This is a genomic window from Pantoea cypripedii, from assembly GCF_011395035.1.
In the GTDB taxonomy this organism is placed as follows: Bacteria; Pseudomonadota; Gammaproteobacteria; order Enterobacterales; family Enterobacteriaceae; genus Pantoea; species Pantoea cypripedii_A.
On record NZ_CP024768.1, the window covers coordinates 3,515,947 to 3,527,658 of the forward strand.

Below are 11,712 nucleotides of genomic sequence, written 5' to 3' on the forward strand. Positions count from 1 at the left end.
TCAAAAATTTAATCTTAGCTTCAGAGTTACAGGAATGAAATGATGCAAATTTTCTCCTCCCAGCCTGCCCGTGAGTTTCCTCAGCAGAAGTTGCAGGCCGATGTATTGATTGCTGGCGGGGGCCTGGCAGGCGTCTGTGCGGCGCTGGCGGCTGCGCGTGATGGTATGCAGGTGGTGCTGATCCAGGATCGCCCGGTACTGGGCGGTAATGCCTCCAGTGAAGTCCGTCTGTGGGCCAATGGCGCGACCTCACACATGGGAAATAATAACCGCTGGGCACGTGAAGGCGGCATCATGGGCGAGATCATGGAGGAGAACCTGTGGCGTAATAAAGAAGGCAATCCAGTGCTGTTCGATATGGTGCTGCTGGATTTGGCGCAGGCACAGTCCGGCCTGACGTTGCTGCTCAACACCACGGTCAGCGAGATAGCAACCTCAGGGCGGCAGATCCAGGCAGTGCACGCCTTCAACGCCATCAATCAGACGCGCTACCTGGTCACTGCCCGGCAGTTTATCGATGCCAGCGGTGACGGTGTGCTTGGCTATCTGGCCGGAGCGGCGCATCGCGTCGGTGCCGAGTCGGTGGAAGAATTCGGCGAGAAGATGGCTCCCGGCGAACATTTCGGTCATAAACTCGGCCACTCGATTTATTTCTACACCAAACGCACCACACAGCCGGTGCGCTTTGTTGCCCCCAGCTTCGCCTTGCAGGATATCCAGGCGATTCCGCGCTACAGACGCCTGACCTCCGAACTGAATGGCTGCGATCTGTGGTGGCTGGAATGGGGTGGGCGGCTTGATACCGTACACGAAAGCGAAACCATCAAATGGGAACTGTGGAAAATCGTCTGGGGGGTGTGGGACTACATCAAAAACTCCGGTGAATTTCCCGATGCCTCTACCCTGACCATCGAGTGGGTCGGCTTAATCCCCGGCAAACGTGAAAGTCGCCGCTTTCTCGGCGATACCTTGCTATGCCAGCAGGATATTATCGAACAGCGGGATCATTATGATGCGGTGGCTTATGGCGGCTGGTCGATTGATTTGCACCCCGCCGATGGCGTCTACAGTGAGCACGACGGCTGTCGTCAGTTCCACAGCAAGGGCACCTACACCATTCCGTTTCGTGCGCTTTATAGCCAGTCACTGGACAATCTGCTGCTGACCGGCCGTCTGATCTCGGCTACTCACGTGGCGTTCGGCAGCGCCCGCGTGATGTGTACCTGTGGCGTGCTCGGGGAAGTGGCAGGCCACGCCGCCGCACTTTGTCAGCAGCAGCAACTCACCCCGGCACAGCTGGCCGCGCCGGGGCGTATCGGGCAGTTGCAACAACTATTGCTGCGTCAGGGGGCTTATATTCCACGCCAGCAGTTGCTCAGCCCGGCAGGTGCCGCAAAAATCACGGTCAGCAGCACCCTCCAGCTCACTGCCCTGCCCGCTGACGGCGGGTGGCATGCCTTGAAATCACGCTGTGCGCTGCTGCTGCCGCTGAAAGCCGGTGAGTGCTTACCCGCGCTGACGGTTCATTTACGTGCGCCACAGAAACAGGCATTGCAGGTGTCGTTGTTAACCAGTGAAAACCCGGCCAATACCTGCGGCGATCGGCAACTGGCCAGTCAGACCCTGTTGGTCAACGATCAGGGCGAGTATCAGCTGAATTTTGCTTACCGTGCCGATTGCGATCGTTATCTGATGATCGCCTTCGCGGAAAACCCGGCGATTGAGGTCGCACTGACGCGTGTGCAGCTCCCGGGGGTGATGATGGTGTTCAACAGCCTGAACCCGCGCGTGGCGAAGCGGACGCGCCAGATTAATGATGGCGATTATGGTGTCGATGAGTTTGATTTCTGGCTGCCGCGCCGCGCGCCGCAGCAGATACTTTTCGCGTTTAGCCTTGAGGCACCGCTGCAACTGTGGCATCGCGACTATCTGCTGAACGGCAAGCTGCGGCCGGAAAGCCACACCAACGGCTGGGTTCCCGCGCTGGACGATGCCGCGCCTGCGGTTAGCTGGCAATGGGGCCAACCCCAGCAGGCCAGCCAGTTAACTCTGCTGTTTGATAACGATTTTGACCACGCGATGGAGACGGTACAGATGGGCCACGCGCAGGCGGTGACGCCGCACTGCACCACCCATTATCGTCTGTGGCTGGATGAAATGTTGCTGGCAGAGGTCAGGGACAACCATCATTCCCTCTGCCATCACGCGCTACCGCCGGGGGTGAGTTTCCGGCAGATACGCCTTGAGTTGCTTGCCAGCGCCGGTGCGGTACCCGCGCTCTACGGTTTGCATCTGCATCACCAGCTGGCAATGCCCTGACGCGCCAGCTGGAAGGCAATCACCCACATCACCGCCCCCACCAGCAGGTTGATGATACGCTGCACCCGCACGGTGCGCAGCCGTGGGGAAAGCCACGACGCCAGCAGCGCCAGGCCAAAAAACCAGATAACCGAAGCACTGACACTGCCCAACGCAAACCAGCGCCGCGCCGCTTCGGACGGTAGCTGCCCACCCAGGCTGCCCAGCACCACAAAGGTATCGATATAAACATGCGGATTGAGCCAGGTGACCGCCAGCATGGTGGCGATAATGCGCCAGCGTCCCTGTTTCATGACCTCTGTTGATGCCAGCGACACATCACCCTGCCAGGCATTGCGCAGCGCACCCCAGCCATACCACGTCAGGAAGGCAACGCCGGTCCAGGTGATGAGCATCAGCAATAAAGGCGACTGGTTGAGCAACGCGCTGCCACCAAAAATCCCGCCGCAAATCAGCGCGATATCGCTCAGGGTACAGAGGGCCGCCGTCATCAGATGATAATGACGCTTGATGCCCTGATTCATCACGAATGCGTTTTGCGGGCCTAACGGCAGAATAAGCGACGCCCCAAGAGCAAGCCCTTGTAAATAAACAGATAACACGTAATTTTTCCCATCAACAGTGGCGATGACGTGAAGTATAGAGAGAGGGGGTTATTAGAGGAAATGGAAAGATTTAATAGGTCATTAGCAACGTTGATAATGACCCTGGCATAGCGGCGCGATTTATCGCGCCGCTACGCAGGTGCCGCTGTTTTATTCCGTGCGCGCTTCGGGTTGCGCTTCACTTTTCACCTGATGGAAATGCACATCCATCTGCGGATAAGGGATGCCGATACCATGCGCATCAAGCGTACGCTTGTAGTTTTTCAGCAGATCCCAGTAGACGTTTTGCAGGTCGCTGCTTTTACTCCAGCAACGCACCACAAAGTTGAGCGAGGAAGCCGCCAGCTCATTCAGGCCGATCTGAATCCCCATATCCTTCAGCACGCGCTCGTCTGCTTCCGTCACCTCTTTCAGCAGCGCAATCACCTGGTCCACATCGGCATCGTAAGCCACGCCGATAATAAACTCGTTACGGCGAATCGGTTCACGGGAATAGTTGACGATGTTACCGGCGATGATCTTACCGTTGGGTACCACGACGATTTTGCCGTCGGCGCTTTTCATGGTGGTGGAGAAGATCTGCACGTTTTGTACCGTTCCCGTCACGCCGCCGAGATCAACAAACTCACCGGTACGGAACGGACGGAAGGTGACCAGCAAAACGCCTGCGGCGAGGTTAGACAGCGAACCCTGTAACGCCAGACCTACGGCCAGACCGGCGGCACCCAGTACGGCGATAACCGAAGCCGTCTGCACACCGACGCGCCCCAGTGCCGCGATAATGGTGAAAGCGATAATGCCGTAGCGCACCAGCGCCGACAGGAAATCCGCCACGGTCGCATCAATATGACGCGCGACCAGTACCCGGTTAATCGCATTTGAAATGATACGTGCCACAATCATCCCGATGATGATGATGGCAATCGCCGCCACAATATTCACGGCATAGCTCAGGAGCAGCTCCTGATTACGTACCAGCCAGCCACCCGCCTTGTTAATGCCGTCAACGACATTTAAATCTTCCATTTGTTAGCCCTGTTGTTGAGTTTCCCGCAGGAAAGAACAAAAACTGCCAGAATGAATCCGACACTCCCGTGTACAAGGGTAAACAATAATGGGGATGAGCGCCAAAGATGGTCTGAATTTACTGAATATTCCGAAAATAATGCATAAAAAAAGGCCCTTTCGGGCCTTTTTTGTACTGTAAGTAAAAATTACAGCACGTCGATAGCGTTCAGCTCTTTGAAAGCCTGTTCCAGACGAACCACCATGGAAGCCTGAGCAGAGCGCAGCCATACACGCGGATCGTAGTATTTCTTGTTCGGGCTATCTACGCCGTTCGGGTTACCCAGCTGGCCTTGCAGATAGTCTTCGTTCTTTTTGTAGTACTGCAGGATACCGTCCCAGGTTGCCCATTGGGTGTCGGTATCGATGTTCATCTTGATCACGCCGTAGCTGATAGATTCTTCGATTTCCGCAGCAGAAGAACCTGAACCACCGTGGAACACGAAATCCAGCGCGTTATGCGGCAGGCCGTGTTTTTCGCTGACGTATTTCTGAGAATCACGCAGGATGGTCGGGGTCAGTTTCACGTTACCCGGTTTGTACACGCCGTGTACGTTACCGAAGGACGCTGCGATGGTGAAACGCGGGCTGATTTTGCTCAGCTCGGTGTAGGCGTAATCCACATCTTCCGGCTGGGTGTACAGGGCAGAAGCGTCCATGTGGCTGTTGTCCACACCATCTTCTTCGCCACCGGTGCAGCCCAGTTCGATTTCCAGGGTCATACCCAGTTTCGCCATGCGGGTCAGGTATTTGCTGGAGATCTCGATGTTTTCATGCAGTGACTCTTCAGACAGGTCGATCATGTGAGAAGAGAACAGCGGTTTACCGGTTTTGGCGAAGTGTGCTTCACCCGCGTCCAGCAGACCGTCGATCCACGGCAGCAGTTTTTTCGCGCAGTGGTCAGTGTGCAGGATAACCGGCACGCCATACAGTTCAGCCATCAGATGCACGTGATGCGCACCGGCGATAGCACCGGCAATTGCCGCGCCCTGCGGTTTGTCGGTTTTGTAACCTTTACCGGCGATGAAGGCAGCACCACCATTGGAGAACTGAACGATGACCGGCGATTTCACTTTCGCTGCCGCTTCCAGTACTGCGTTGATGGAATCCGTGCCGACGCAGTTCACTGCTGGCAGGGCGAATTTGTTCTCTTTCGCCACTTTGAAGATTTTCTGAACGTCGTCACCAGTGACAACGCCGGGTTTTACGAAATCAAAAATTTTAGACATGGTTGTGTCCTGTTTCGTTTACCGTTCATCCCCGAATCAAGGGGGACTGGATTTTATGCCCCAACGCGTCAGGGCAAGCCTTCAGGCGACGTCAGAGCGCCGCCCCCAAATGATTACTGCTTCGCGCGTTCTTCCAGCATGGCAACAGCAGGCAGTTTTTTGCCTTCCACGAATTCGAGGAATGCACCGCCGCCGGTAGAGATATAAGAGATCTTGTCTTCGATACCGAACAGATCAATCGCTGCCAGGGTGTCACCACCGCCTGCTACGGAGAACGCTTCGCTATCAGCGATAGCGTTAGCAATGATTTCGGTGCCTTTGCGGAAGTTCGGGAATTCGAACACGCCAACCGGGCCGTTCCACATAATGGTTTTGGCGTCTTTTAGCAGTTTCGCCATCGCCAGTGCGGTTTCGTCACCGAAGTCCATAATTTCTTCGTTATCCGCCACTTCGGAAACCTTTTTCACGGTTGCCGGGGCGGTTTCAGAGAATTCTGTGCCCACGCGGGAATCGGTTGGAACCGGGATACCGTACTGATCACGCAGACCTTTTGCCGCTTCGACAAAGTCCGGCTCGTACAGGGATTTACCGACGTTGTTGTCGATAGCGACGAAGGTGTTGGCGATACCGCCACCGACGATCACGGTGTCAGCGATTTTGACCAGTGACTGCAACACGTCGAATTTGGTGGAAACTTTAGAACCACCGACCACAGCCACCAGCGGACGCTGCGGGTTGCTCATCACTTTACCCAGCGCTTCCAGCTCGGCAGACAGCAGCGGGCCTGCACAGGCGATCGGGGCGAATTTGCCGACACCGTGGGTAGAGGCTTGTGCGCGGTGCGCAGTACCAAAAGCGTCCATCACAAATACGTCGCACAGCGCAGCGTATTTTTTCGACAGCGCTTCGTCGTCTTTCTTCTCGCCTTTGTTAAAACGAACGTTTTCCAGCACAACCAGCTCACCCGCAGCAACTTCAACGCCGTCGAGGTAATCTTTTGCCAGGGTAACATTGGTGCCGTTCAGCTTGTCTTTCAGATAGTTAACAACCGGTAACAGGGAGAACTCTTCGTTGTATTCACCTTCGGTCGGACGACCCAGGTGAGAGGTAACCATCACTTTCGCGCCCTGTTTCAACGCCGCTTCGATGGTGGGCAGAGAAGCACGGATACGTGCATCAGACGTCACTTTCCCATCCTTCACTGGTACGTTGAGATCGGCACGGATCAGCACACGTTTTCCAGCAAGATCCAGATCGGTCATCTTAATTACAGACATGGTGAACCCTCTCGTTGATTCTCATAAGTTTTGCCAGACGCAGACCGCGTCTTACCTGAAACCGCTTGCGGCCATTGCTAACGTTGTGTCGAGCATGCGGTTAGCAAAGCCCCATTCGTTGTCACACCAAACCAGGGTTTTGATTAGGTGGTGACCACTGACCCGCGTTTGGGTGCCGTCCACAATGGCACTGTGCGGATCATGGTTAAAATCGACTGAGACTAACGGTAATTCCGTATAGTCAACTATACCACGAAATGCCCCTTCTGATGCGTTTTGCAGCAAGGCGTTGACCTCACAAGCCTTCACCGCCTGACGTACCGAAACGCTTAAATCAATGGCTGTCACGTTGATGGTTGGCACACGCACCGCGATAGCTTCAAAGCGATCGTTAAATTTCGGAAAAATGCGCGTAATGCCCGCCGCCAGACGCGTATCCACCGGAATGATCGATTGGCTGGCAGCACGGGTACGCCGCAGATCGCTGTGATAGGCGTCAATCACCTGCTGATCGTGCATCGCCGAATGAATGGTGGTGACGGTGCCCGACTCAATGCCAAAAGCGTCATCCAGCAACTTTATCACCGGAATAATACAATTGGTGGTGCAGGATGCGTTGGAGACAATGCGGTCAGTTTGTTTAAGAGCCTGTTCGTTCACGCCGAACACTACCGTGGCATCCAGATCGTTGCCGCCCGGATGCGAGAACAACACTTTTTTCGCGCCTGCCTGCAAATGGGCTTCGCCATCAGCACGGCTGCCAAAAACGCCGGTGCAGTCCAGCACGATATCAACATTCAGTTCCTGCCACGGCAGGGTGGCGATATCGGCCTGATGCAGGATGCGGATGGTATCGTCACCAACAAACATCAGGTCGCGTTCCTGGCGTACATCAAAGGCAAAACGGCCATGGCTGGTGTCATACTTCAGCAGATGCGCCATCCCGACGGCTTCAGCCAGCTCATTGATCGCCACCACGGTGATTTCCGCCCTGCGGCCCGTTTCATACAGCGCGCGCAGCACATTACGCCCGATACGACCAAAACCATTTATAGCTATGCGAACGGTCATCTCTACCTTCAACAACACCTGAAAAAACGTGCCGTTAGCCTGAGCGTTTCAACCTGTTTTGTACAGGGAATTCTTGCTGGCCAGTACCGGAGGAAAACGATCACATCGCTACAACTGAAACGGTTCAGCCAGAATAAAGCAAGGAAGGAATAACAGGAATGATTGCGATCAAGTGCGCTGCTGATTATTGGATCTACGTCACAAAATCAGCCAATTCAGGATTATTACTGGAGGAATAATTGGATGATCTTTGCACAAATTCGTAGCGGCGCGATTTATCGCGCAATTCCACAGGTGTTACCGGAAAACCCCGCGCGATAAATCGCGCCGCTACGGTAACCTAATCGGGCGGCACACAGGCCGCCCGTGGGTCTTACAGAATGGATTTCGCGGTCGCAACCACATTTTCGACGGTGAAACCGAACTCTTTGAACAGCAGTTCTGCCGGAGCCGACTCACCGAAGGTGGTCATGCCGACGATCGCACCGTTCAGGCCGGTGTACTTGAACCAGTAATCCGCGATGCCCGCTTCGATTGCCACACGCGCCGCCACCGCTTTCGGCAGCACCGATTCGCGGTAGGCCGCATCCTGCTTATCGAACGCATCGGTCGACGGCATGGAAACCACGCGTACTTTGTGGCCTTCGGTGGTCAGCTGGTCGTAAGCACCCACCGCCAGTTCCACTTCTGAACCGGTGGCGATCAGGATCAGTTCCGGCTGTCCGGCACAGTCCTTCAGCACATAACCGCCGCGCGCCACGTTCGCCAGCTGCTCAGCGGTACGGTCCTGCTGCGCCAGGTTCTGACGGGAGAAGATCAGCGCGCTCGGGCCATCTTTGCGCTCGATCGCGTATTTCCACGCCACCGCAGACTCCACCTGGTCACACGGACGCCACAGGCTCATGTTCGGGGTGGTGCGCAGGCTTGCCATCTGTTCAATCGGCTGATGCGTCGGGCCGTCTTCGCCCAGACCGATGGAGTCGTGGGTGTAAACCATTACCTGACGGATCTTCATCAGTGCTGCCATACGTGCCGCATTACGCGCATATTCCACGAACATCAGGAAGGTGGCGGTGTACGGCAGGAAACCACCGTGCAGCGCGATACCGTTGGCGATAGCGGTCATGCCGAATTCGCGCACGCCGTAATGGATGTAGTTACCGGCGGCATCTTCGTTGATCGGCTTAGAGCCGGACCACATGGTCAGGTTACTCGGGGCCAGGTCAGCTGAACCGCCGAGGTATTCCGGCAGGATTTTACCGAAGGCTTCGATGGCATTCTGCGACGCTTTACGGCTGGCGATTTTCGCCGGATTCGCCTGCAGCTGCTCAACGAATTTCTGTGACTCTTCTGCCCAGTTGGCCGGCAGTTCGTTGTTCATACGACGTTTGAATTCAGCCGCCAGTTCCGGGTGCGCCGCAGCATAAGCCGCAAATTTCTTATCCCATGCCGCTTCTTTCGCCTGACCGGCTTCTTTCGCGTCCCACTCAGCATAGATGTCTGCCGGGATTTCAAACGGTGCGTAGTCCCAGCCCAGCTGTTTGCGGGTCAGCGCCACTTCCGCGTCGCCCAGCGGTGCGCCGTGGGAATCATGGGTACCGGCTTTGTTCGGGGAACCGAAACCGATGATGGTTTTGCACATCAGCAGAGAAGGCTTGTCTGACACCGCTTTGGCTTCTTCCACCGCTTCTTTGATGGCGTCAGCGTCGTGACCATCCACGCCGCGCACCACATGCCAGCCGTAGGCTTCAAAGCGTTTTGCGGTGTCGTCGGTGAACCAGCCATCCACGTGACCGTCGATAGAGATGCCGTTGTCATCGTAGAAGGCAACCAGTTTGCCCAGCTTCAGCGTACCGGCGATGGAGCAGACCTCGTGCGAGATACCTTCCATCATGCAGCCGTCGCCCATAAACACGTAAGTGTTATGGTCGACGATGTCGTGGCCCGGACGGTTGAACTGCGCCGCCAGGGTGCGTTCAGCGATAGCGAAACCGACGGCATTGGCGATGCCCTGGCCCAGCGGGCCGGTGGTGGTTTCAACGCCGACGGTGTAGCCGTATTCCGGGTGACCTGGAGTTTTGGAATGCAGCTGACGGAAGTTCTGCAGCTCGCTCATCGGCAGATCGTAGCCGGTGAGGTGCAGCAGGCTGTAAATCAGCATCGAGCCGTGGCCGTTAGACAGCACAAAGCGGTCGCGCGCGGCCCATTGTGGATTGGTTGGGTTGTGATTCAGGAAGTCACGCCACAGCACTTCGGCGATGTCCGCCATACCCATCGGTGCACCCGGGTGTCCCGATTTGGCTTTCTGTACTGCATCCATACTTAACGCACGAATGGCGTTGGCAAGCTCTTTACGAGAGGGCATTTTCTACTCCAGGTCGGATTAATACTTCGCCACTCCTAACTTATTGTAATTAATCAGCTATCAGGCGAAGCAAGGAAAAAGTCGCACATCAATGTACATGAAAATCGGGGCAAAAGTACATGTTACGAGATGCTAAATCTGGTGGCCTGCGGTTGCAATTTAGCTGCAGTCTGCTAGCCCGGAGAGATAAACGAAGCGAGGGAATGTGACAGGTGGTTGTTTTGACGTAAATAAAAGGTGAAGGCAAATACGAATTGTAGCGGCGCGATTTATCGCGCGTCGTTGAACAGCAACGCGCGATAAATCGCGCCGCTACAAGGTTTATCAACGCTTAAACAGCTGATCCACCATCGAGCCTAAATCCAGCTGGTTATCATGCAAACTCTGCTCATCCAGCTGGCCCTGCGGTGACATCTTATCGATCAGTTGCGGCAGCAGCAGCGCCAGCGTGCCGGACGCGCCCGGCACGTCGGTGCCCAGCTTATCCGCCAGCGACTGCAAATCCGACTGACCAAACGCCGACTGGATATCGCCACTGTCCACCGGCTGGTTATTGCCGGTGCCAATCCACGAACCCAGTACGTCGCCTAATCCGCCCTGCTGGAACTTATGCAGCAGCACTTCAACACCGCCCTGCTCCTGCACCCAGTGCCAGATGGCCTGCAACTGCCCCAGCTGATTACCCTGCCCAGGACTACCGTCCAACGATCCGACTAAATCATCCAGTAAGCCCATCATGACCTCCGAAGATTAATTGACCGTCAGTAAGTTTAGCCTTTATTGGCCGCCTGCACGTGGAGCATGTCCAGCGCCAGCGTGGCTGCTGCCAGCGAGGTAAGATCGGCGTGATCGTAGCCCGGTGCCACTTCTACCAGGTCCATCCCGACAATATTCATGCCCTGCAAACCACGAATCAGCTTGGTGGCTTTATCGGTGGTCAGGCCGCCAATCACCGGCGTGCCGGTACCAGGCGCATGGGCCGGATCGAGGCAGTCGATATCAAAGGTCAGATACACCGGCAGATCGCCCACCGTGCGTTTCACTTCCGCCAGGATGTCATCAACGCTGCGATCGTTCACCTGCGCTGCGTCCAGCACGTTAAAGCCGAGGCTCTTATCAAACTCGGTGCGGATACCGATCTGCACCGAGTGGTGCGGATCAATCAGACCCTCTTTCGGCGCAGTGAAGAACATGGTGCCGTGGTCGAAGGTCGGGCCGTTGGAGTAGGTATCGGTATGCGCATCGAAATGTACCAGCGCCATTTTGCCGAAGTGCTTCGCATGGGCGCGCAGCAGTGGCAGCGTCACGTAATGGTCGCCGCCGAAGGTCAGCATGCGCTTGCCATTCGCCAGCAATTTCTCGGCGTGCGCCTGCAATTTATCAGACAGATCCTGCGAATCGCCGAAGGCGTAAACCAGGTCGCCACAATCCACCACGTTGAGACGCTGGCGCAGATCAAACTCCCACGGCCAGCGGCAGCCTTCCCACGCCAGGTTGGTGGAGATCTGACGGATCGCTCCCGGCCCTAAACGGCTGCCCGGACGGCCTGATGTTGCCGCATCGAAAGGAACGCCGGTGATCACCCACTCGGCGTCGCTGTCGTAGGGCTGGAAGTTAACCGGAAAACGCATGAAACCAAAGGCGTTCGAAACCAGGGAGTTATCGTATTGATTACCCAGGGTGTTATACATACATCGTCCTCTTTAGATCCTGAATCAGCGTATTAAGTTATAGGTGAAATATGACCAAAAAAAATCCCTTCCGCGTCGTTAAACCCGACG

General features: G+C 55.8%; 9 protein-coding genes. 1 reads left to right on the forward strand and 8 read right to left on the reverse strand.

Features of this window, described 5'->3' with window-relative positions:
- The first annotated feature begins 42 nt into the window (after positions 1-42).
- Positions 43-2,319, forward strand: coding sequence for an FAD-dependent oxidoreductase (locus CUN67_RS16385; RefSeq protein WP_208717241.1), 2,277 nt, complete (start codon positions 43-45; stop codon positions 2,317-2,319).
- On the opposite strand, the gene argO is transcribed toward CUN67_RS16385, so the two are convergent.
- The 8 genes from argO to speB form a co-directional block, all read right to left on the reverse strand.
- Positions 2,298-2,921 carry an arginine exporter ArgO gene (gene argO / locus CUN67_RS16390; protein ID WP_208716362.1) on the reverse strand — a complete coding sequence of 208 codons (624 nt, stop codon included), beginning with the start codon at positions 2,919-2,921 and terminating at the stop codon, positions 2,298-2,300. The two genes, CUN67_RS16385 and argO, sit on opposite strands and share 22 nt — an antisense overlap.
- Positions 2,922-3,074: 153 nt before the next feature.
- Positions 3,075-3,950 carry a small-conductance mechanosensitive channel MscS gene (mscS, locus tag CUN67_RS16395; protein ID WP_208716363.1) on the reverse strand — a complete coding sequence of 292 codons (876 nt, stop codon included), beginning with the start codon at positions 3,948-3,950 and terminating at the stop codon, positions 3,075-3,077.
- Between the two features lie 188 nt (positions 3,951-4,138).
- Entirely contained in the window at positions 4,139-5,218 is a 1,080-nt protein-coding gene (gene fbaA / locus CUN67_RS16400; RefSeq protein ID WP_208716364.1) for a class II fructose-bisphosphate aldolase, read from the reverse strand.
- Between the two features lie 113 nt (positions 5,219-5,331).
- A complete protein-coding gene (pgk, locus tag CUN67_RS16405; RefSeq protein ID WP_208716365.1) occupies positions 5,332-6,495 on the reverse strand; it encodes a phosphoglycerate kinase in 1,164 nt (387 codons plus the stop codon).
- A gap of 51 nt (positions 6,496-6,546) precedes the next feature.
- Positions 6,547-7,566 carry an erythrose-4-phosphate dehydrogenase gene (epd, locus tag CUN67_RS16410; protein WP_208716366.1) on the reverse strand — a complete coding sequence of 340 codons (1,020 nt, stop codon included), beginning with the start codon at positions 7,564-7,566 and terminating at the stop codon, positions 6,547-6,549.
- 373 nt (positions 7,567-7,939) lie between these two features.
- On the reverse strand, positions 7,940-9,931 hold the full coding sequence (gene tkt, locus CUN67_RS16415) for a transketolase (RefSeq protein ID WP_208716367.1): 1,992 nt from the start codon (positions 9,929-9,931) through the stop codon (positions 7,940-7,942).
- A 324-nt stretch (positions 9,932-10,255) separates the two neighbouring features.
- Complete coding sequence (locus tag CUN67_RS16420) at positions 10,256-10,669, reverse strand: YidB family protein (protein WP_254711357.1); 414 nt, start codon at positions 10,667-10,669, stop codon at positions 10,256-10,258.
- A 32-nt stretch (positions 10,670-10,701) separates the two neighbouring features.
- Positions 10,702-11,622, reverse strand: a complete 921-nt coding sequence (gene speB / locus CUN67_RS16425) for an agmatinase (protein WP_208716368.1) — start codon at positions 11,620-11,622, stop codon at positions 10,702-10,704.
- Between the last annotated feature and the right edge of the window lie 90 nt (positions 11,623-11,712).

Excerpts from the sequence above, each read along its gene's own strand:
- CUN67_RS16385 (WP_208717241.1), top strand. The coding sequence starts at position 43 with ATGCAAATTTTCTCCTCCCAGCCTGCCCGTGAGTTTCCTCAGCAGAAG.
- mscS (WP_208716363.1), bottom strand. The coding sequence starts at position 3,950 with ATGGAAGATTTAAATGTCGTTGACGGCATTAACAAGGCGGGTGGCTGG.
- fbaA (WP_208716364.1), bottom strand. The coding sequence starts at position 5,218 with ATGTCTAAAATTTTTGATTTCGTAAAACCCGGCGTTGTCACTGGTGAC.
- pgk (WP_208716365.1), bottom strand. The coding sequence starts at position 6,495 with ATGTCTGTAATTAAGATGACCGATCTGGATCTTGCTGGAAAACGTGTG.
- epd (WP_208716366.1), bottom strand. The coding sequence starts at position 7,566 with ATGACCGTTCGCATAGCTATAAATGGTTTTGGTCGTATCGGGCGTAAT.
- tkt (WP_208716367.1), bottom strand. The coding sequence starts at position 9,931 with ATGCCCTCTCGTAAAGAGCTTGCCAACGCCATTCGTGCGTTAAGTATG.
- CUN67_RS16420 (WP_254711357.1), bottom strand. The coding sequence starts at position 10,669 with ATGATGGGCTTACTGGATGATTTAGTCGGATCGTTGGACGGTAGTCCT.
- speB (WP_208716368.1), bottom strand. The coding sequence starts at position 11,622 with ATGTATAACACCCTGGGTAATCAATACGATAACTCCCTGGTTTCGAAC.